Origin of the sequence: Beutenbergia cavernae DSM 12333 (genome assembly GCF_000023105.1) — a bacterium.
Taxonomy (GTDB): Bacteria; Actinomycetota; Actinomycetes; order Actinomycetales; family Beutenbergiaceae; genus Beutenbergia; species Beutenbergia cavernae.
The window spans coordinates 1836525-1855937 of the sequence record NC_012669.1; the positions used below are offsets into that span (position 1 = coordinate 1836525).

A 19413-nucleotide genomic window follows, 5' to 3' on the forward strand; every position below is an offset into this window, starting at 1 on the left:
ACTCGCTGCGACCTCGGTGCGGGTTGCGCGGCCACGAGCAGTCGCCCTGGCCCCCTCGCCCGAGGTGTCAGTCGTCGTCGCGGACGTCGATGACGACCCGCGTCGGGTTCTCCAGCGCGAACACCCGGAACGGTGCCTCCTCGTCGACTCCGAGGAACACCAGCGAGACGCCCTCGAAGATGCCGTCGTAGACGAGCTCCTCGATCTGTTCCGTCCCGACGTCGAGCCGAGCCGGCCCGTCGTAGTAGTCGCCGGCGTCCGGATCCGGGTAGGTCGACCCCGAGATGGCCACGGACAGGATCGCGTCGCCGTCGAGGTCGATCGGATCGCCCGCACCCTGCGACGACGCCGAGTCGACGTACTCGGCCAACCAGCCGGGCGTGCCGGTGCCGGTGAGCTCGACGACGACCCGGTCGTAACCGTCGTGCGCGCCCGCACGGACCGCCGTCGGGTACAGCGCTGCCTCCACGGACGGGTCGGACGTGTCGGGCGAGGTGTCCGCGGGGAACGCCGGACCGGTCGCTGAGGCGTCCGGGTCGTCAGGCGTCGCGGTGCCGCTGCCGGAGGGAGCCGGCGCGCTCGGCTCGGCGCTCGGCTCGGCCGTGGCCGAGGGGCCCGACGACGGCTGGTCGGTGGGGGAGTCCTCTTCGCCCGGCGACCCGGTGCACGCGGCGAGAGCGAGCAACGACGCGAGGGCGACGGCGCCGACGGCGGCACGAGCTCGCATGGCGACCTCCCTGCTCGGGGAGGCCCATGCTAGGAGCGCGCCGCGCCCGTCGCGCGCCGCAACGCCGCGTCGAGGTCGCGCCACAGGTCCTCGACGTCCTCGATCCCGACGGACAGGCGCAGCAGGTCGTCCGGGACCGTCGCCGCCTCCGAGGCGAACCGGCGTCGTCGCTCCAGGCTCGACTCCACCCCGCCGAGACTGGTCGCCGGCACCCACAGCACCACGGAGCGTGCCACGCCGTCGGCCGCAGCCTCCCCACCCCGCGGACGCAGGGCGATGATCGAGCCGAATCCGGACATCTGGGCGGCGGCGAGGGCGTGCTGCGGGTGGTCCGGCAGCCCCGGGTGGCTGACGGCGAGGACGTCGGGGTGCTCCCGCAGCCGGCGAGCGAGCTCGAGCGCGTTCGCCTGCGACCGCTCGACCCGCAGCGCGAGCGTGCGCAACCCTCGCAGCGCGAGCCACGCCTCCCACGGTCCGGCGATCGCACCTCCGATCGTCCGGCGGGTGTGCAGCACGGACCGCAGCTCGGCGTCGCTCGTGACAGCCGCGCCGAGCACCACGTCGGAGTGCCCGGCCAGGTACTTCGTGACCGAGTGGACGACGACGTCCGCCCCGAGCTCGAGCGGCCGCTGCGCCAGCGGCGTCGCGAACGTGTTGTCGACGACGACGAGCGCCCCGCGCGCGTGCGCCGCCTCGCTGACGGCGCGGATGTCGGCGATCTCGAGCGTCGGGTTCGTGGGCGTCTCGAGCCACACGAGCGAGGCGGCCGGACCGTCGTCGTCGGCATCGATCGCCGCGACGATCGCCGCGGTGTCGCCCATGTCGACCTCGCGCACGTCGACGCCGGAGCGCGCGGCCACGTGCCGCGCCGCGACGAGGGTCGCGTGGTAGGCCCGGCTCGGCACCACGAGCCTCGTCCCCGGCGGCACGAGGTCGAGCGCCGCCGTGACGGCCGCCATCCCCGAGGCGAACACGAGCGCCGGGTGCGCGGCGCCCTCCAGGTCGCCGATGGCCTCCTCCAGGCCGTGCCACGTCTCCGTGTCCATCCGTGCGTACACGAGGTTGCCGTCGTCCGGCGCTCCGGTGCCCACGTAGGTGGAGGACAGCACGACCGGCGGGTTCACGGGCGCCTGCTCGACGCGGTCGGGTCGGCCGGCGGCGACGACCAGGGTGCCGGGGCGCAGTCCGTGCGGGTGGCTCACCCCGGCAGCCTACGGCGCGCGAGCGGCCCGGGGCCGTGGCCGGCGGGTAGTCTCGCCGACGATGAGTCACCAGAGGATCCGCGTCGCCATCGTGTTCGGCGGGCGCAGCGGAGAGCACGCCGTCAGCGCCGCGACCGCCGCCGGCGTGCTGGGCGCGATCGACCGCGGGAAGTACGACGTCGTCCCGGTCGGGATCACCAGGTCGGGAGAGTGGGTGCTCGCCGCCGACGACGCCGGTGCGCTCGAGATCCGGGACGGGCACGTCCCGGAGGTGGACGCCACGGGCGACGGGCGCCTCCTCGTGCCGTTCGGGTCCGGCCCGGCGCAGCTCGTCGTGCTCTCACCGGGCGCCCCGCCGAACGAGCTGGCCGGCGTCGACGTCGTCCTCCCGCTCCTGCACGGCCCGTTCGGTGAGGACGGCACCATCCAGGGGATGCTCGAGCTGGCCGGCGTGCCGTACGTCGGGTCGGGCGTGCTCGCGTCCGCGGCGGGGATGGACAAGCACTACATGAAGGTCGTGCTGGCTGGTGCGGGCCTGCCGGTCGGGCCCTACACCGTCCTCACCCCGAGCGCGTGGCGCCGCGATCGTGCCGCGTGCCTCGACCAGGTCGCCTCGCTCGGCCTGCCGGTCTTCGTCAAGCCCGCCCGCGCCGGCTCGAGCATCGGGATCACCCGCGTCGAGAGCCTCGACCGCCTGGTCGAGGCGATCGAGGAGGCGCAGCGGCACGACCCGAAGGTGATCGTCGAGGCGGCGATCACGGGCCGCGAGATCGAGGTCGCCGTCCTGGAGGGCCGCGGCGACGAGCCGCCGCGCACCACGATGCCGGGGGAGATCGTCGTCACCAACGCCGAGCACGGGTTCTACGACTACGAGGCCAAGTACTTCGACTCCGCCGGCGTGGACCTGCGCTGCCCGGCGGACCTCCCGCCCGGCGTCGCGGACGAGGCACGCCGCCTGGCGGCGGAGGCGTTCGACGCGCTCGGCTGCGAGGGTCTGGCGCGCGTCGACTTCTTTTACACGCCGTCGGGCACGCTCGTCGTCAACGAGATCAACACGATGCCCGGGTTCACGCCGTTCTCGATGTTCCCGCTGCTGTGGGAACGTTCGGGCGTCGCCTACCCGGAGCTCATCGACGAGCTGCTCCAGCTCGCCCTCGCCCGGCCCACCGGACTGCGCTGACTAGGAGACGTCGTCCAACGACAGGCACTCGCGGTCCTGCGGGATGACGCCGACGGCCGTCCCGACGTCGAGGAGCAGCGACGTCGCGTCGTCGCCCGCGTACTCCACGGGGACGACGACCTCGACGGCGGGCACCCGCCCGTAGGTCGTGAACGCGAACTGGCCGCTCCCCGCGTCCGGACCGACGTCGTCGTTCTCCGCGACCACCCAGTCGATCGACGTGCCGTCCGCCGCCTCCACGGTGATGCAGCGGTCCGTCGTGGGCCCGGGGGGCTCGACGCCGCAGCGCAGCGTGATCGGCGGGTCGCCCCACGCGCGCGAGGCCTGCGACGTCGTCTCGCGTCGCTCGGCGCCCGCGAGCGAGCCCGGCAGCGCGCGCAGCACCTCGGCGCAGATCGGGGCGGACGCGTCGGGCGCGGGATCGAGGCCGACCGGGCTCGCGCAGGCGCCGAGCACCGTGGACGCGAGGAGCGCTCCTCCGAGAACGGACACCACCGCACGCCTGGCCACCGCTCCAACCTAGCCCGCCATAGGGTGCGGGAGTGACCCACCCGACCGCCCCCCTCGACGGCCCCGGCGCCGTCGTCGGCGACCTCGACGAGACCGGCCTGCTCGAGCTCATCACGCGCCGTCTGCCGCACGCGTCGCACACCCTGCTCGGCCCCGGGGACGACGCCGCCGTGGTGGCGGCGCCGGACGGCCGGGTCGTCGTCACGACCGACGTGCTCGTCGAGGACCACCACTTCCGCCGCGTCTGGAGCTCCGGGGCCGACGTCGGCTGGCGGGCGGCCATGCAGAACCTCGCCGACGTCGCGGCGATGGGCGCGCGCCCGACCGGCCTCGTCGTCGCGCTGGTGCTCCCCGCGGCGACGCCGGTCGGCTGGGTCACCGCTGTCGCGGACGGCCTGGCGCAGGCGTGCGGCCCGCACGACGTCGGCGTGGTCGGCGGCGACCTCTCGGCGGGCGAGCGGATCGTCGTCGCCGTGACGGCGTTCGGCGACCTCGCCGGCCACCCGCCTGTGCGCCGTGACGGCGCCCGCCCGGGCGACGTCGTCGTGCTCGCCGGAGGGCTCGGCCGGTCGGCGGCGGGGCTCGCGCTGCTCGAGGCCGCCCGCCGCGAGGACGGCGCGCCCGACCTCGAAGCGCTCGACGACGACCCGTGCGTCCACGCGTACCGGCGGCCCGACCCGCCGCTCACCGCCGGCGCGCGCGCCGCCCTGGCCGGGGCGACGTCGCTCCTCGACGTCAGCGACGGGCTGGTCCGCGACGCGGGCCGCCTGGCCGCGGCGAGCGGCGTCGTCGTCGACCTCGACTCGGCTGCCCTGGTGGGCGACCACGACGCGCTCGCCCCCACGGCGGACGCGCTCGGCGCCCGGGCCTGGGACTGGGTCCTCGGTGGCGGCGAGGACCACGCGCTGCTCGGCACGTTCCCGCCCGACGCGGCCGTCCCGGAGGACTTTCGCCGGATCGGGACCGTGCATCCCGCCGACGACGGCGCCCCGGGCGTCCGGGTGGACGGCTCACCCGCTCCGGTGGCCGGCTGGGATCACTTCGGCCCGGCCGGCGGCGCCTCCCGCCGGTAGCGGACCTCCCACGCGCTCTGGTCGCCCGTGGAGTACAGCTCACGGTCGCCGTCGGGTGCGAAGCCGGCAGCCGTGTAGAACCGGCGCGCGCGGGTGTTGGCCTCGAGCACCCAGAGCGTGACGACGGCGTCCCCGGTGCGGCGCAGCGCCTCTGCCATGAGGGACCGTCCGGCGCCCACGCCCCAGTGCTCCGGGTCGACGTAGATCGCGTAGATCTCGCGCAGGCGGTCGGGATCGGCGGAGCGCAGCGCCGTCAGGTTCTCGTCGCGGTTCTCGCCGAGCAGGCACCAGCCGACGACGTCGCCGCCCGCCTCGGCGACGAGGTTCGCCGTCGCCGGGGGGATCGCCGCCGCCCCGTGCTCGACCATGCGCTCGTGCAGGCGGCGCCCGCCGTCCTCGGCGTCGAGGCCGCCGAGGAACTCCGCGGAGAAGATGCCGGCGTAGCCGGACTGCCAGCCGCGCGTGCGCACACGCGCGATCGCGAACGCGTCGTCGATCGTCGCGTCGCGGACGACGACGGCGCCAGGGGCGGCGTCGGTCATGGCTCCACCTCTCCGGAGAGGACGACGACGGCCGCCGTCCCGGGGGAGCGGCGGCCGCGGTCGAGGGGTCTCGTGCGCCCTAGAGGGCGCGCGTCACCTTGCCCGCCTTGAGGCAGGAGGTGCAGACGTTGAGGCGCTTCGGCGTCCCGTTCACGACCGTGCGCACCTTCTGGATGTTCGGGTTCCAGCGGCGCTTCGTCCGGACGTGCGAGTGCGAGACGCTGTAGCCGAAGCTCGGGTGCTTGGCGCAGACGTCGCAGGTGGCAGCCACTGTCGTTCTCCTCGGGTGAGCGTGCCACGCATCGGTGGCGAGGTTCGAAGGCGCGCACGGACACGACCGCGTCCGGCGCAACCGCTCAAGGGTACCCGACGCCTGCGGGAGCCTCCAACTCGCCGTCCAGCCCGCCCCCAGCTCGCCCGCTCGGCCACCCGAGCGCGCCCGGCCCCGCGGAGCCGATGTGCCACGGCTGTCGCCGCGTGAGCCTAGTCTCGTTGCTCGTGAGCGCACTCGACGAGCCGCTGAAGCGCGCCCTGGGCACGCGCACGGCCGGTGCCCTGGGGAAGCTGGGTCTCGAGACCGTCGGCGACCTGCTCTCGCACTACCCGCGGCGGTACGCCGAGCCCGGGCGGCTGACCACCATGAGCGAGCTCACGCTCGGCGAGCACGTGACGATCGTCGCGCAGGTGTCCAGCGTCGGAGTGCGGCGCCGGAACCGCGGCAAGGGCATGATCGTCGAAGGTGTCATCACCGACGGCGTGAGCCGCATGTCGCTCGTGTTCTTCGCGCCGTACGCCGGGATGGCCCACACCATCGAGTCCCAGCTCCCGGTCGGCGCCACGGCGCTCTTCACCGGCACCGTCAACCGGTACCAGGGGAAGCTGCAGCTCGCCCACCCGAGCTACCGGGCGATCGAGGATCCCGACGACGAGGCCGAGGCGCTCGTCGATGCGTCCAAGCCGATCCCCATCTACCCGGCGAGCGCGGCCATCGACTCGCTGAAGATCCAGGCGGCGATCCGCACCGTGCTCGACCCGCTGCGCCGCGAGGACGTGCCCGACCCGGTGCCGGACGAGGTCCGGCGCGCGCAGCAGCTTCTCGGGCGGTTCGCCGCGCTGCAGCAGGTGCACGTCCCCGTGACCATGGAGGAGGCGTACCGCGCACAGGCGGCGTTGCGGTACGAGGAGGCGTTCGTGCTGCAGGCCGCGCTGGCCCGCCGCCGGGCGGAGGCCGCGGCCGAGCCGGCCACCGCCCGTCCCGCGGCGGCGGTGGGCCTGCTCGCGGCGTTCGACGCCCGGCTGCCGTTCACGCTCACCGACGGCCAGCGCGACGTCGGCGTGGTCCTCGCGGACGAGCTCGCTGCCTCGGTGCCCATGCAGCGCCTGCTCCAGGGCGAGGTCGGGTCCGGCAAGACGGTCGTCGCGCTGCGCGCCATGCTGCAGGTCGTCGACGCCGGCGGCCAGGCCGCGCTGCTCGCGCCCACGGAGGTCCTCGCCGCGCAGCACGCCCGCACGATCGCCGCGATGCTCGGCCCCCTCGCGGAGGGCGGCATGCTCACGGGCGCGGACGGCGCCACGCGCGTCGCCCTGCTCACCGGTTCGCAGAGCGCCGCGCAGCGCCGTCAGGCGCTAGCCGAGGCAGCGTCCGGGGCGGCCGGGATCGTCGTCGGCACCCACGCCCTCATCCAGGAGCACGTGCAGTTCGCCGACCTCGGGCTCGTCGTCGTCGACGAGCAGCACCGTTTCGGCGTCGAGCAGCGCGACGCCCTGCGGGCCAAGGGGAGGACGTCGCCGCATCTCCTCGTGATGACGGCGACGCCGATCCCGCGCACCGTCGCCATGACGATCTTCGGCGACCTCGAGAGCTCGACGCTCACCGAGATCCCCGCCGGGCGGGCCGGCGTCAGCACGCACGTCGTGCCGGCCGACAACGCCGCGTGGGTCGCGCGCACGTGGTCGCGCATCGCCGAGGAGGTGGCCGGCGGGCACCGCGCGTTCGTCGTCTGCCCGCGGATCAGCGACACGCTCACGGAACCCGCCGACGTCGTCGACCACCTCGCCGACGACGAGTCCGGCCCCGAGTCCCGGCACTCGATCGCCGCCGTCGAGGACGTCGTGGCGCAGCTGCGCGGTGAGCCGGCGCTCGCCGGCGTCGAGATCGGCATGCTGCACGGGCGGCTCACCCCGGACGTCAAGGACGCCGCCATGGCGGACTTCTCCTCCGGGAAGGTCCCGGTGCTCGTGACGACGACTGTCATCGAGGTGGGCGTCGACGTGCCCGAGGCCACCGTGATGGCGGTGCTCGACGCCGACCGGTTCGGGCTGTCCCAGCTGCACCAGCTGCGCGGGCGCGTCGGGCGGGGGAGCGACCCCGCCGTGTGCCTGCTCCTCACGCACGCGGACCCCGAGACGCCGACCGGGAAGCGGCTCGCGGCGCTGGCGGCCACGACCGACGGGTTCGAGCTCGCCGAGGTGGACCTGCGCGACCGCCGGGAGGGCGACGTGCTCGGCGCCGCGCAGTCCGGGCGGACGAACTCGCTCAAGCTGCTGCGCGTGGTGCAGGATCGCAGGGTCATCGAGCGTGCCCGCACGGATGCCCGCGCCGTCGTGACCGCGGACCCGTCGCTGGACGACCACCCCGTGCTCGCGGCGGCCATCGCGCGCACGCTCGCCGGAGAACGCGAGGAGTTCCTCGATCGTGCCTAGCAAGACCAGAGCGCCACGCTCCACCGCCGTCCTGCGCGCCTCGGGCGTTCTCGTCGGCTACGGCGCCGGCCGCGAGTCCGCCGTCTGCCCCCCGATCGACGTGACGCTGAACGCCGGCAAGGCGCTCGCCGTCGTCGGCGCGAACGGGACCGGGAAGTCGACGTTCCTGCGGGCCGCGATCGGGCTCCTCGAACCGTTCGCCGGCTCGATCGAGGTGCTCGGGGCGCCCGTCGACGAGCGCGACGCCGCCTTCCGCGCGGGCGTCGCGAGCGTCCTCGACGACGACGCGTACTTCCCCGCGCTGACCGTGCGCGAGCACCTGCTCCTCGTGGCGCGCGGGCACGGCGTGCAGGGGGCGAGCGCGCTCGTCACCGAGCTCGTCGAGGAGTTCGGGCTGACGGACCGGGCCAAGGCGATCCCGACGGCGCTCTCCTCCGGGCAGCGGCGCCGGCTGCTGCTCGCCGCCGGGCTCGTGCGGCCGCGGAAGCTCCTCGTCCTCGACGAGCCGGAGCAGCGGCTCGACGTCGGCATGCGCGACCGGCTCGCCGAGCGGCTGACGGCGGAGTGCGCAGCGGGCGGGTCCGTGCTCATGGCCACGCACGACCCGGTGCTCGTGCGCAGCGTCGCCCACTCCGCGCTGCTCATCGCCGAGGACGCCGTCCGCCGGATCTCGCCCGACGAGGCCGCGCGCGCGATCGAGGCGCTGTGAGCGCAGGCGCCGAGGTGCGGACGATGAAGGGGCGCGAGGTCCGCGCGCTCACGGCGCAGGTCGCCCGTGCGCGCTCCGGCGCCGGGATCGGCACGATCCTCGGCGACGTGTACATCGCGGTCTTCTCGGCGGCGATCGCGGTCGCCATGGCCGCGAGCATCGCCGGGCAGCTCGGCACCGGGCTCCGTGCCCCGGAGGGCGCCGGGACGCTCGACCCGGGGTGGCTCGCCCCGCTGATCGCGCTGGCCGGGTTCGGTGGCCTGCTCGCGGTCACGGCACGGCTCGGCCCGCTCGGCGTCGGCACCGCGGGAGCGGTGTGGTGGCTGCCGATGCCGGTGGACCGCCGTTCGCTGCTGCGACCGGCCGCCGGTCGCTGGCTCGTGGCAGGACTCCTGGTGGGCGCCGTGGCCGCGGGCATCGTCCTGGCCCTGGTCGCCGCTGCGGTCCCGACCGGCGCCGTCCTCGCGCTCACGCTCGCCGCTGCGGCGTGCGTGGGGGCGCTCGTCGTCGCCGCGACAGGGCTGACCCAGACGATGGACATCACCGCGTCCCGACGCCGTGCGGTCCACCTGGCGTTCGCGGGCGACCTCGCTCTCCTGCTCGCCCCGGTGGCCGGCCTCGTTCTGTCGGTGACGCGACCCGAGCCGCCGGATGCCGCGGGACTCGCGTCAGGTTCGGTCCTGGTCGGCGTCGTCGCCATCCTGGCCGCCGGCGTCGTCGTCGCCGCCGTCGTGCTCGACGCCAGGCTCGAGCGGGTCCGGGGCGCGGACCTGCGCGAGCGCGGCGCGCGCGCGGCCTATGCGAGCGGGGCGGCGGTGAGCATGGACACCCGCGAGCTCGGCCGGGCGATGTCGGAGGCGTCGGAGCCGGATGCCCGACGGCGGCCGCTCAGCTTCGGCTGGGTGACCGGCCCGGTGTCGGCGCTCGCCAGCGCCGATCTTCTCGTCCTGCTGAGGTCGCCGCGGCACGTCGTGCAGCTCGTCGCGACGGCGTGCCTGCCGATCGCGGCCGTCCTCTCGGGCCTGAGTGCGCTGTGGCTCACGGCCGCGTGTCTCGTCGGCGCCGGCTACGTGGCCGCTCTCGCGAGCGCCGAGGGGGCGCGCCGGGCAGAGATGGCGCCGGTGCTGGACCGCACGTTCGGGATCGACGCGACCACCACCCGGCGGACGCGGCTGATCGTTCCCGTCGGCGTCCTGCTCGTCTGGACCGTGCCGGTCTTCGCCGTCATCGGGGCGCATGCGGGCGACGCCGCGGGCTGGGTCGCGCTCGGGATCGTCGCCGCCCCGGTGTGGGGGGCGGGGGCGGTGCGCGCCGCCTACCGCAGGCCGCCCGACTGGTCCGGCCCGCTCGTGATGACGCCGGGCGGCGCGCTGCCGCCGGGAGTCGCGGGCGCGATCGCCAAAGGGCCGGACATCACGATCCTGGGGCTCATCCCCACGCTGATCGCGTTCCTCACGGGCGTCGTCTCGCCGACCCTCGTGTTCGCCCAGCTCGCCGTCACCGCGATCATGTGCGCGATCGCGGCGCACGTCCCGGCGAAGCATCCGCGGTCGGGTTCGACGTCCGCCTAGCCCGGCGAGCGCCGGCCATGCGGGACGCCCGACGCTCGGCCGATCCCGGCTCTCCGCGCGAGGGCACACGCTGACCTCGTCGAGATGTCGCGAGTGGCTGGCTGGAGCACCGCGGGGCAGCCGTGTGCGACATCTCGGCGGGGAGACGCCCTAGCCGACGGTGGGCGGGTCGGGATCGGCCTCACGGTCGAGCCCCTCCGGGGGAGCGCCGGCGTACGCAATCTGGGCGAGCTGGCGCCACACCAGTGCGAGGGTGATCGCCGATCCGGCGAACGCGAACCAGAACGGGGCGAGGACGCCCCACCGCTCGGCGAGCAGGCCGCCGATCGCCTGCCCGATCGCCAACCCGCCGAAGACGGCCACCATGTACACGCTCCCGACGCGACCCTGGAACGCGAGCGGGACCGCGCGCTGCCGCACGGTCGCGGAGACCGTGCCCCACACGAACGCGTAGGCCCCGAAGACCACCATGATCCCGATCGCGACCGGTCCCGACGTCGTCAGCGCCAGGGCGGCGTGCATGAGCACCTCGAGCGTGAGGCACACCCGCATCAGGGTCGCGAGCCGGGCATGTCGCTCGAGCCAGCCGAAACTGGCGATGCCGACCAGCCCGCCGACCGCCGTCGCCGTCGTCAGCAGGCCGAACCCGACCTCACCGAGGTGCAGATGGTCAAGCGCGTACTTGACGAGGATGCCCCACGGCGCCGCCCACGTGACGTTGAACACCAGGATGACCAGGGCGAGCGTGCGGACCGGCGGGTGGGCGAGGATCCACCGGACGCCGTCGCGGATGTCGTGCCACACGTGGGTGCGCTCGGCTGTGTCGTCGGCCGGGTTCACGTCGGGTGGCGGCGGCAGCACGATCCGGCCGACGAGGACGACGGCCAACGCGACGGCCACCACCTGGGCGGCGAACGGCCACGCCATCCCTGCCGCGAACAGGAACGCCCCGACCGGCGGCCCCACGAGCTGGTTCGCGACCAGGTAGCCGGCCTGAAGGCGCGCGTTCCCGATGCCGAGGTCGGCGGGGCGTACGAGAGTGGGCAGCAGAGTCTGGGACGCGGAGTCCGCGAATACCTCCGCCACGCCGTACGCGAACATCACAGCGAGCACGACGCCGATGCTCACCGCGCCGCTCGCGATGCTGACCACGAGTACGGAGACGACGACGGCGCGCAGCGCGTTCGCGACCATCACGAGGCGACGGCGGTCGAGCCGGTCGGCGATCGCTCCCGCCCACAGTCCGAACAGCAGCCACGGGAGGCGCTGGAGCAGCGCGGCCATGGCGATGAGGAACGCCGAGTCGGTCTGCGAGGCCACGAGCAGAGGCCCGGCGGCTAGCGCGATGCCGTCGCCGACGTTGCTCGTCCACGACGACGCGAGCAACCAACGGAAGCTCACGCCCATCCGCTGCGGTGCGACGACTTCCCCGATCCTGCCCACGAGCACGCGAGCCTAGGCCACCCAGCCACCCGCCCGCCCGGCCCGCGCCGAGCCGCGCCCGTCGCGAGGACGCCCTGGGTCGCGCTTCTCCGTCGCGAGGACGCCCTGGGTCGCGCCTGGGCCGCTGGATGCGCGAGTGAGGGCGTGGTCGGAGGTCACGTGCGCGGGTGCGGGTGCGGTCGGTCTCACGAGGGGAGTCCTGCTCCGGTCGTTCGCCCGTCGCGGTCCCCTCTCGCCCGCTCCTCGCTCACGCGCCCGGATCGGTAGCCTGACCGCCGTGACACGGATCGTGGCCGGGAGCGCCCGGGGGAGGACGCTCGCCGTCCCGGCCGCCGGCACCCGCCCGACCACCGACCGCGTCCGCGAGGCCGTGTTCTCGGCGCTCGAGGCACGAGGCCAGGTCGCCGACGCGCGGGTCCTCGACCTGTACGCCGGCTCCGGTGCCCTCGGGCTCGAGGCGGCGAGCCGCGGGGCCCAGAGCGTCCTGCTCGTGGAGTCGGACCGGCGGGCGGCGGCGATCTGCCGACGGAACGCCGACACGCTGGGGCTGTCCGGCGTCGTCTCCGTGCGGGCCGCACGCGTGGAGCAGCTGCTGCGGCGGCCGGCGCCGCACGCGTTCGACCTCGTGCTCTGCGACCCCCCGTACGACCTCGAGAGCGACCGGCTCGACGGTGTCCTGGGCTCTCTGGCCGACGGCGGCTGGCTCGCCCCCGGCGCCGTCGTGCTCGTCGAGCGCTCGGCGCGTGACGACGCCCCCGGCTGGCCCGCGCCGCTCGAGCCCGACTGGAAGCGGACCTACGGCGAGACGGCGGTCCACGTGGCCACGACGCCGGCGCGGTAGCGTGACGGTCGTGCCCCGGATCGCCGTCTGCCCCGGATCCTTCGATCCGGTCACGCTCGGCCACGTCGACGTCGTCCGCCGCGCCGCCACGCTGTTCGACGAGGTGGTCGTCGGCATCGGGATCAACGCCGCCAAGACGCCCCTGCTGTCAGCGTCCGAGCGCAGCGCCCTGTTCGCGAGCGCCGTCGACGACCTGCCCGGCGTGCGGGTCGAGCTCGTGCCAGGCCTGCTCGCCGACTTCTGCACCCGCGTGGGCGCGAGCGCCATCGTCAAAGGGCTGCGGGGCGGCGCCGACTTCGACGCGGAGTCCCCGATGGCACTCATGAACCGGCACCTGGCCGGCATCGAGACCGTGTTCGTGATCGGCGACCCGGCGCTCGCGCACGTCTCCAGCTCGATGGTGCGCGACGTGGCCCGGCACGGCGGCGCGATCGACGATCTCGTGCCCGCCGGCGTCGCCGACGCGGTCCGGTCGCGGCTCCACGGCACGGTGAAGGAGGTCCCATGAGCGAGGCCCAGGACGAGCGTTCGGCACCGCTGCTCGCGATCCTCGACGACCTGGTGGGCCGCGTGCAGGCCGCGCGCGCCATGCCGATGAGCGCGTCGGTGCTGGTCAACCGGGCCGAGGTGCTCGACCTCCTCGATGCCGTCCGGGACTCGCTCCCGGACCAGATCAGCGCGGCCGACGACGTCATCGCCGACGCGGACGCCGTCCTCGCCCGCGCGCAGCGTGAGGCCGAGCGCGCCCTGGCGCAGGCTCGGACCGAGGCGGAGCGGCTCACGTCGCAGGAGGCGGTCGTGGCCCAGGCCGAGGCGCGCGCCGCCGAGATCGTGGCCGCGGCCGAGGAGACGGCGGAGCGCCTGCAGCGCGACGCCGACGACTACTGCGACAAGCGGCTCGCGCAGTTCGAGATCGATCTCGACGCCGTCCAGGCGCAGGTGCACGCCGGGCGGGCGCGGCTCGCGGAGCGCGCGCGGAACCGCCCGGAGGAGCCGGACGAGGACGACTAGCGGTGCGGTAGGATCGTGGGCTGGTCCCCACCGCTCGCGCGCGTTGTCGCGCGGCCGGACGGCGGCCTGGTCGAGGAGTCGCCGACCATCACCCGAAGCAGTGGCGTGCGCGCCGCGGCTTCCGATCTGCGAGGAGGAGTGCGTGGACACGCGTTCCCCGCTCGTCCTGAGCACGCACGACCTCGGTCGGCGCGCCGGGTCGATGCGGACCTACGACCTCGACGTCCCCGCGCCCGACGCGCTGGCGATCGAGGTCGTCGGCGTGCCCGCGGGCTCGTCCATGCACCTCGAGCTGCGGCTCGAGTCGGTGATGGACGGCATCCTCGTCACCGGGTCCGCCGACGTCGCCCTCGCCGGCGAGTGCGTCCGCTGCCTCACGGCCGTCACGGATGAGCTCACCGTGCCGTTCCAGGAGCTCGTCTACTACTCCGACGTGCGGGACGCGCGCCGCAGGCAGGACGACGACGCCGAGGGCGAGCAGGTCGAGCGGTACGTGCTCACCGGGGAGCTGCTCGACCTCGAGCAGATGGTCCGGGACGCCGTCGTGCTCGCCCTGCCGTTCCAGCCCCTGTGCCGGCCCGACTGCCCGGGCCTGTGCCCGGTGTGCGGGATCCGGCTCGCCGAGGCCGGCCCCGACCACGCGCACGACGAGACGGATCCACGCTGGGCGGCGCTCGTCGGCCTGCTCGAGGACTCCGGCGAGAGCCCCACCACCACCTGACCCAGGGGCCGCTCCGGCCCTGCACCCGACCGACGGCCGCCCGCGGCCCGACCGAGAGAAACGAGATCACCGTGGCTGTTCCCAAGCGCAAGATGTCGCGCAGCAACACCCGGGCGCGCCGCTCGCAGTGGAAGGCGACTGCGGCGACGCTCACGACGTGCGAGAACTGCAAGGCTCCGCGTCAGTCGCACCAGGCGTGCCCGCAGTGCGGTCAGTACGCCGGTCGCACGTACGCCGAGGCGATCCGGACGGACGCCGTCGAGACGCGCTGAGCCCATGGCTCGGTCCCGACGCGTCGAGCCGCCGCGTCCGCGCGTCGACTCCCTGGCTGCGGTGGAGGAGAGGCTCGGCGTCGGGATCGACCCCGAGCTCGCCGTCCTCGCGTTCACGCACCGGTCGTTCGCGCACGAGGCCGGCGGGATCCCGACGAACGAGCGGCTGGAGTTCCTCGGGGACTCCGTGCTCGGCGTCGTCATCACCGACCACCTGTTCCGTTCGCGACCGGACTCGTCCGAGGGCGAGCTCGCCAAGATGCGGGCCGCGTGCGTGTCGCAGCGCGCGCTCGCCGTGGTGGCGCGGGAGCTGCGCCTCGGCGAGCACCTGCTGCTCGGCAAGGGCGAGAGTGCGACGGGTGGGCGGGACAAGGACTCGATCCTGTCCGACACGCTCGAGGCGGTCATCGGCGCCGTCTACCTGACGAACGGCCTCGAGGTGGTCCGCGACGTCCTGCTGCGGCTGCTCGGCCCGTCGTTGGCGGTCGCGGCGGAGCTCGGGGCCGGCCTCGACTGGAAGACGAGCCTCCAGGAGCTCAGCGCCGAGCTCGGACTGGGTGCGCCGCTGTACGACGTCGACGGCGTCGGTCCCGACCACGACCGCCGGTTCACCGCGCACGTGGTGATCGCGGAGCGCGTCTGGGGCTCGGGGACCGGCTCGGCGAAGAAGCACGCGGAGCAGGAGGCTGCCCGCACCGCGTACGCCGCGCTGCGTGAGTACGCTGCCGCGAGCGCGGCCGCCTCGAGCGCCGCCGACTCCTGACGCGGTGCCCGAGCTTCCCGAGGTCGAGACGGTCCGCGCCGGGCTCGCCGCCCATGCGCTGGGTCGCCGGATCGTCCGCGTCGATGTCGCCGGCGAGCGCACGACGCGGCGCCAGGCCGGCGGTGCCCTCGCGCTCGTGGACGCGCTCGAGGGCGCCTCGTTCACCGCTGCCGTGCGGCGCGGGAAGTTCTGCTGGCTCACCCTCGACACCGGACGCGCCCTCCTCGTCCACCTCGGGATGAGCGGCCAGCTGCTCGTCCGCGGTGCCGGCCAGGACGCGCAGGACGACCCGCGGCACCTGCGCGCCCGGATCCGGTTCGCCGACGACGGCGAGCTGCTCTTCATCGACCAGCGCACCTTCGGGTACCTCACGTCGTCGGACCTCGTGCCGACCGCTGACGGCGGCCCGGGCGGGTTCGGCAGCGACGATCCGCGGCTCCCGCTCGAGGTCGCCGGCATCGCCCGCGACCTGCTCGACCCGGCCCTGCGCATCGACGAGCTGGTGACCGCCGTGCGCACCCGCCGGAGCGCCGTCAAGCGCGCGCTGCTCGACCAGTCGCTCGTGTCGGGAGTCGGGAACATCTACGCCGACGAGGCGCTGTGGCGCGCCCGGGTGCATCCGGAGCGCGCCACTCGCGGCCTGCCGCGCCTGGCGGTGCGCTCGGTGCTGGAGTCCGCCGCCGGGGTCATGCAGGACGCGCTGGCGCAGGGCGGCACGAGCTTCGACGCCCTGTACGTCGACGTCAACGGCGCGAGCGGGTACTTCGACCGGTCGCTCTCCGTGTACGGGCAGACGGGCCGGCCGTGCCCCCGGTGCGGCACGGCGATCGTGCGGTCCGAGTTCATGAACCGGTCCTCGCACTGGTGCCCGACGTGCCAGCCGGCCCCGCGGGGCGCCGCGCGTCCCGTCGACCGAGGAGCGGCCGCGCGTCGATAGGCTCACCCCATGCCGACGAGCGTGATGATCGTGGACGACCACGAGGTCGTCCGCCGCGGGATCGCCGACATGGTCGACGCGGCGGGGGACCTGCGCGTCGTGGCCGAGGCGGGATCGGTCGCCGACGCCGTGCGGCGGGGGACCCTGACCCGGCCGGAGGTCGCGCTCGTCGACCTCCAGCTGCCGGACGGCACGGGGATCGAGGTCATCCGCCGGCTGGCGGACGAGAGCTCCGACACGCGGTGCGTCGTCCTGACGTCGTTCGACGACGACGACGCGCTCGCCTCCGCGATCGAGGTCGGGGCACGCGCCTACGTCCTCAAGACGGTGCGCGGCGCGGAGATCGTCGACGTGGTCCGGGCCGTCGCGGCCGGGCGTGTGCTGCTGGACGAGCGCAGCCTGACCCGGCGTCGTGCGGCGCACGAGGATCCGACGTCGGCGCTCACCCCGAGCGAGCGCCGCGTGCTCGAGCTGGTCGCCGAGGGGCTGACCAACCGCGACATCGCGGAGCGACTCGGTGTGGCCGAGAAGACGGTCAAGAACCACGTGACGTCGATGCTGTCGAAGATGGGGCTCCAGCGCCGCACCCAGGCCGTCGCCTGGGTCGCCGGGCAGCGCTCCACCACCTGGCGCTAGCACCTGCCCGTCCCGCCCTGTGCGCGACGCGGCGGCGCACGAGCTCGACCGTGTGGTGCGGGTCGCGAGCGGCTGCCACGGGACCGTGATGACACGGTGGGCGAGGGGGTCGCGGCGGGCGGAGCCTCGACCGTGTGGTTGGTCCCCTGGGGCGCTCGCTCGGAGGAACGGCCACACGGTCGATGTGGGGTCCTCTCTAAACAAGTTTGACTAGTGTGGGCTGCATGGCCGAGAAGACGATCCCCCTGCTCCCGTGTCAGACCATCCCACCCGTGATCGACTTCTACGAAGCCCTCGGCTTCGAGGTCACCTTCCTGCAGACGAGCCCCAACCCGTTCGCGGTCGTCGAGCGCGGCGACATCGTGCTGCAGTTCTTCGGCATGAAGAGGTACGAGCCCAGCGAGTCGTACAGCACGTGCTACGTCGTCACCGATGACGTGGACGGGCTGTACGAAGCGTTCCGAGCCGGACTCAAGGCCGCGTACGGGAAGGTCCAGAGCCGGGGCATCCCGCGCGTCGGGCCGCTCAAGGACATGTCCTACGGCGTGCGGCAGTTCCTCATGACCGACCCCGGAGGCAACTGCATCCGCGTCGGGCAGCCCATCAGCGAGGACCTGCACCACCGGCCCGCACCCCAGGAGACCTTCGCCCGGGCGTTGCACCACGCCGCGCTCTTCGCCGACTCCAAGGAGGACCTGGCGGGCGCGGCGAAGATCATCGATCGGGTGCTCGCGCTCGAGGACGAACGGCCGACGCCCGTCCAGCTCGTACGACTCCTCGTGGTGCGCGGCGACGTGGCCGGGCGGCTCGGCGACGAGGAGACGGCGGTGTCCGCGCTGGAGAGGGCCGCCGCGGTCCAGCTCACCGACGAGGAACGCGAGGTGCTCCGGGACGACCTGGCACGACTGAACGACCTGGCGGACCGGCCCTAGTCGAGCAGGGCCGCCCACCGCAGGACGCTGCCGCGGCCCCCGGGGCCCGGCGTCAGCCGGGAGGAGCCGTGCGCGTCGCGGGCCCGAGCCTCGAGGTTCGCGAGCCCGGATCGACGCTCCGGGTCGGGGTCGGGACCCACGCCGTCGTCGGTGACGACGACACGGACCTGGCGCGGCTCGACGGCGACCTCGACCTGCGCGCTCGTCGCACGCGCGTGACGGGCGACGTTGGCGAGGCCCTCGCGCACGACGGCGACGACGTCGTCGGCGGCCTGCTCGCCGAGGCGGGCCGCGATCTCCGTGGCCGCGTCGCCCCGCGGCTCGACGTCGTGCATCGGTGCGCCGTCCAGGGTGAGCAGCATCGACGGCGCGAACCCGAGCGCCGTCCGCGCGATCGACGCCTCCTGCACCAGCCGTTCGACCACCGGAAGGTGCTCGTCCCGGTCGCGCAGGGACCGCACGATGCCGCGGATCTGGCGGACGCTCTCGTCGACGTCCGCGATCGACTCCTCGATGAGCGCGCGCTCCGCCGCCGCGGCGGTCGTCGCCGCGCGTTCGAGCCGCATGCCGGTGGCGAACAGCTGCTGGATCGCGAGGTCGTGCAGGTCGCGGGCGATGCGAGCCCGCTCGCCGAGCAGCGTCGCGACGTCCTCGGCGTGGCGGGCCGCGGCGAGCCGCAGCGCCAGAGCGGCCTGGGCGGCGACGTCCTCGGCGATGGCGAGGTCGCCACCGGTGAACGGGAGCCGGCCGGGCAGCCGGAACAGGATGAGGACGCCGAGGCTGGGTGCGTCGTCGTCGGCGCGGGACGCGCGCAGGGGCGCGTACAGGGCGCGCTCGAACCGGCGCGCCTGCGGGATGAACCGGTCGGCCTCGCGCGAGATGGAGTCGACGAGCTTGCCCGCGCCCGTCCGGAGGGTCTCCATCGCGGGACCGGACGGGGGCAACGCCGACCCCACGAGGTCGGCCGCGCCCACGCCGTCGACGATCTCGGCCACCCAGGCGCCGTCGAGGGAGGGCAGGACGATGACCGCGGTGTCGGCGTCGGCGGCCTCGCGCAGCCGGCGCGCCACGAGCGGCAGCACCTCCTCCTCGTCGGACCCCTCGAGGAGCGCGGCGGTGATCTCCTGGGACACCGAGCGCCAGCGTTCGCGCCGCGCCGCCTCGCCGTACAAGCGGGCGTTCTCGATCGCGATCCCGGCCGCCGCGGCGAGCAGCTCGACCGTCTCGACATCCTCGTCGGTGAAGCCGCCGGGCTTCTCCGTCAGGTACAGCCGGCCGAGCAGCACGTCCCCGACGCTCACCGACGCGCCGAGGAACGTGCGCATCGGCGGATGACCGGCCGGGAAGCCCTCGAACTCCGGGGCGGCCGTGAGGTCGTCGAGCACGAGGACGCCGTCCGCCGGGATCGCGGAGAGCACCCCGTGGCCGCGGGGAGGGTGCGGGAGAGCGGCGACCACCTCGCTGCTCATCCCGCGGTGCATGAACGTGTTCGTCTCGCCGTACGGGTCGAGGACGGCGATCGCCGCGTAGGTCGCGCCCGTGTGCGTCCGGGCCGCCGCCAGGAGCTCCTCGAGCGCGCTGGGCGCGTCGAGCTGCCCCGCGAGCGCGAGGGCGTGGGTGAGGAGCGTCGACGAGGCCAT

The 19413-nt window shown here is 74.7% G+C and carries 21 protein-coding genes; 14 read left to right on the plus strand and 7 right to left on the minus strand.

Annotated features, from left to right (window positions below; translation table 11 throughout):
* Window positions 1–67 precede the first annotated feature (67 nt).
* Together BCAV_RS08020 and BCAV_RS08025 are read right to left on the minus strand one after the other, a co-directional pair.
* Window positions 68–727 (minus strand): AMIN-like domain-containing (lipo)protein, encoded by a 660-nt coding sequence (locus BCAV_RS08020; protein WP_015882089.1) that lies wholly within the window; start codon window positions 725–727, stop codon window positions 68–70.
* Between the two features lie 29 nt (window positions 728–756).
* Window positions 757–1929: a trans-sulfuration enzyme family protein gene (locus tag BCAV_RS08025; protein WP_015882090.1), complete on the minus strand. Its 1173-nt coding sequence runs from the start codon at window positions 1927–1929 to the stop codon at window positions 757–759.
* 61 nt (window positions 1930–1990) lie between these two features.
* Between BCAV_RS08025 and BCAV_RS08030 the strand changes: the two genes are divergently transcribed.
* Window positions 1991–3109: a D-alanine--D-alanine ligase family protein gene (locus BCAV_RS08030; protein WP_015882091.1), complete on the plus strand. Its 1119-nt coding sequence runs from the start codon at window positions 1991–1993 to the stop codon at window positions 3107–3109.
* Here BCAV_RS08030 and BCAV_RS08035 read toward each other — a convergent pair whose 3' ends face one another.
* Window positions 3110–3619: a DUF3515 family protein gene (locus tag BCAV_RS08035; RefSeq protein ID WP_083769989.1), complete on the minus strand. Its 510-nt coding sequence runs from the start codon at window positions 3617–3619 to the stop codon at window positions 3110–3112.
* Window positions 3620–3651: 32 nt separating this feature from the next.
* On the opposite strand from BCAV_RS08035, the gene BCAV_RS08040 reads away from it, so the two are divergent.
* Window positions 3652–4692 carry a thiamine-phosphate kinase gene (locus tag BCAV_RS08040; RefSeq protein WP_015882093.1) on the plus strand — a complete coding sequence of 347 codons (1041 nt, stop codon included), beginning with the start codon at window positions 3652–3654 and terminating at the stop codon, window positions 4690–4692.
* Here BCAV_RS08040 and BCAV_RS08045 read toward each other — a convergent pair.
* Both BCAV_RS08045 and rpmB read right to left on the minus strand, forming a co-directional pair.
* Entirely contained in the window at window positions 4656–5234 is a 579-nt protein-coding gene (locus BCAV_RS08045; RefSeq protein WP_015882094.1) for a GNAT family N-acetyltransferase, read from the minus strand. The two genes, BCAV_RS08040 and BCAV_RS08045, sit on opposite strands and share 37 nt — an antisense overlap.
* 79 nt (window positions 5235–5313) lie before the next feature.
* Window positions 5314–5505: a 50S ribosomal protein L28 gene (rpmB, locus tag BCAV_RS08050; RefSeq protein ID WP_015882095.1), complete on the minus strand. Its 192-nt coding sequence runs from the start codon at window positions 5503–5505 to the stop codon at window positions 5314–5316.
* Between the two features lie 185 nt (window positions 5506–5690).
* Here rpmB and BCAV_RS08055 point away from each other — a divergent pair, with 185 nt between their 5' ends.
* From BCAV_RS08055 to BCAV_RS08065, 3 genes are read left to right on the plus strand one after another with little or no spacing between them, the layout of a single operon-like run.
* Window positions 5691–7937, plus strand: coding sequence for an ATP-dependent DNA helicase RecG (locus BCAV_RS08055; RefSeq protein ID WP_015882096.1), 2247 nt, complete (start codon window positions 5691–5693; stop codon window positions 7935–7937).
* The gene (locus tag BCAV_RS08060) at window positions 7930–8646 is read left to right on the plus strand and encodes an ABC transporter ATP-binding protein (protein WP_015882097.1); all 717 of its coding nucleotides are present in this window, start codon (window positions 7930–7932) and stop codon (window positions 8644–8646) included. Before BCAV_RS08055 ends, BCAV_RS08060 begins: the two co-directional genes overlap by 8 nt.
* Before the next feature lie 23 nt (window positions 8647–8669).
* A complete protein-coding gene (locus tag BCAV_RS08065; protein ID WP_015882098.1) occupies window positions 8670–10217 on the plus strand; it encodes a DUF6297 family protein in 1548 nt (515 codons plus the stop codon).
* A 150-nt stretch (window positions 10218–10367) separates the two neighbouring features.
* On the opposite strand, the gene BCAV_RS08070 is transcribed toward BCAV_RS08065, so the two are convergent.
* On the minus strand, window positions 10368–11624 hold the full coding sequence (locus tag BCAV_RS08070; RefSeq protein WP_050761696.1) for an MFS transporter: 1257 nt from the start codon (window positions 11622–11624) through the stop codon (window positions 10368–10370).
* A 313-nt stretch (window positions 11625–11937) separates the two neighbouring features.
* On the opposite strand from BCAV_RS08070, the gene rsmD reads away from it, so the two are divergent.
* The 9 genes from rsmD to BCAV_RS08115 all read left to right on the plus strand — a co-directional run bounded on the left by rsmD (window position 11938) and on the right by BCAV_RS08115 (window position 17773).
* Window positions 11938–12501: a 16S rRNA (guanine(966)-N(2))-methyltransferase RsmD gene (rsmD, locus tag BCAV_RS08075; protein WP_015882100.1), complete on the plus strand. Its 564-nt coding sequence runs from the start codon at window positions 11938–11940 to the stop codon at window positions 12499–12501.
* Between the two features lies 1 nt (window position 12502).
* On the plus strand, window positions 12503–13009 hold the full coding sequence (coaD, locus tag BCAV_RS08080) for a pantetheine-phosphate adenylyltransferase (protein WP_015882101.1): 507 nt from the start codon (window positions 12503–12505) through the stop codon (window positions 13007–13009).
* The gene (locus BCAV_RS08085; RefSeq protein ID WP_015882102.1) at window positions 13006–13512 is read left to right on the plus strand and encodes a hypothetical protein; all 507 of its coding nucleotides are present in this window, start codon (window positions 13006–13008) and stop codon (window positions 13510–13512) included. The genes coaD and BCAV_RS08085 overlap by 4 nt, the downstream gene beginning before the upstream one ends.
* Before the next feature lie 142 nt (window positions 13513–13654).
* Window positions 13655–14233 (plus strand): YceD family protein, encoded by a 579-nt coding sequence (locus BCAV_RS08090; RefSeq protein ID WP_015882103.1) that lies wholly within the window; start codon window positions 13655–13657, stop codon window positions 14231–14233.
* A 71-nt stretch (window positions 14234–14304) separates the two neighbouring features.
* Window positions 14305–14505, plus strand: a complete 201-nt coding sequence (gene rpmF, locus BCAV_RS08095) for a 50S ribosomal protein L32 (RefSeq protein WP_015882104.1) — start codon at window positions 14305–14307, stop codon at window positions 14503–14505.
* Window positions 14506–14509: 4 nt separating this feature from the next.
* Window positions 14510–15268 (plus strand): ribonuclease III, encoded by a 759-nt coding sequence (rnc, locus tag BCAV_RS08100; RefSeq protein WP_015882105.1) that lies wholly within the window; start codon window positions 14510–14512, stop codon window positions 15266–15268.
* A 4-nt stretch (window positions 15269–15272) separates the two neighbouring features.
* On the plus strand, window positions 15273–16205 hold the full coding sequence (gene mutM, locus BCAV_RS08105) for a bifunctional DNA-formamidopyrimidine glycosylase/DNA-(apurinic or apyrimidinic site) lyase (protein ID WP_015882106.1): 933 nt from the start codon (window positions 15273–15275) through the stop codon (window positions 16203–16205).
* Between the two features lie 9 nt (window positions 16206–16214).
* Window positions 16215–16841 carry a response regulator gene (locus BCAV_RS08110; RefSeq protein ID WP_015882107.1) on the plus strand — a complete coding sequence of 209 codons (627 nt, stop codon included), beginning with the start codon at window positions 16215–16217 and terminating at the stop codon, window positions 16839–16841.
* A 224-nt stretch (window positions 16842–17065) separates the two neighbouring features.
* A complete protein-coding gene (locus tag BCAV_RS08115) occupies window positions 17066–17773 on the plus strand; it encodes a bleomycin resistance protein (RefSeq protein ID WP_015882108.1) in 708 nt (235 codons plus the stop codon).
* Here the strand turns inward: BCAV_RS08115 and BCAV_RS08120 are convergent.
* Complete coding sequence (locus tag BCAV_RS08120; RefSeq protein ID WP_187292862.1) at window positions 17770–19413, minus strand: GAF domain-containing sensor histidine kinase; 1644 nt, start codon at window positions 19411–19413, stop codon at window positions 17770–17772. The two genes, BCAV_RS08115 and BCAV_RS08120, sit on opposite strands and share 4 nt — an antisense overlap.

Bases quoted from the DNA above. Each gene is read 5' to 3' on its own strand.
- BCAV_RS08115 (WP_015882108.1), top strand. From the start codon at position 17,066: ATGGCCGAGAAGACGATCCCCCTGCTCCCGTGTCAGACCATCCCACCC.
- BCAV_RS08030 (WP_015882091.1), top strand. From the start codon at position 1,991: ATGAGTCACCAGAGGATCCGCGTCGCCATCGTGTTCGGCGGGCGCAGC.
- BCAV_RS08020 (WP_015882089.1), bottom strand. From the start codon at position 727: ATGCGAGCTCGTGCCGCCGTCGGCGCCGTCGCCCTCGCGTCGTTGCTC.
- BCAV_RS08085 (WP_015882102.1), top strand. From the start codon at position 13,006: ATGAGCGAGGCCCAGGACGAGCGTTCGGCACCGCTGCTCGCGATCCTC.
- BCAV_RS08070 (WP_050761696.1), bottom strand. From the start codon at position 11,624: ATGGGCGTGAGCTTCCGTTGGTTGCTCGCGTCGTCGTGGACGAGCAAC.
- BCAV_RS08055 (WP_015882096.1), top strand. From the start codon at position 5,691: ATGTGCCACGGCTGTCGCCGCGTGAGCCTAGTCTCGTTGCTCGTGAGC.
- rnc (WP_015882105.1), top strand. From the start codon at position 14,510: ATGGCTCGGTCCCGACGCGTCGAGCCGCCGCGTCCGCGCGTCGACTCC.
- BCAV_RS08045 (WP_015882094.1), bottom strand. From the start codon at position 5,234: ATGACCGACGCCGCCCCTGGCGCCGTCGTCGTCCGCGACGCGACGATC.
- BCAV_RS08110 (WP_015882107.1), top strand. From the start codon at position 16,215: ATGCCGACGAGCGTGATGATCGTGGACGACCACGAGGTCGTCCGCCGC.
- BCAV_RS08120 (WP_187292862.1), bottom strand. From the start codon at position 19,413: ATGGCCTCGTCGACGCTCCTCACCCACGCCCTCGCGCTCGCGGGGCAG.
- BCAV_RS08065 (WP_015882098.1), top strand. From the start codon at position 8,670: ATGAAGGGGCGCGAGGTCCGCGCGCTCACGGCGCAGGTCGCCCGTGCG.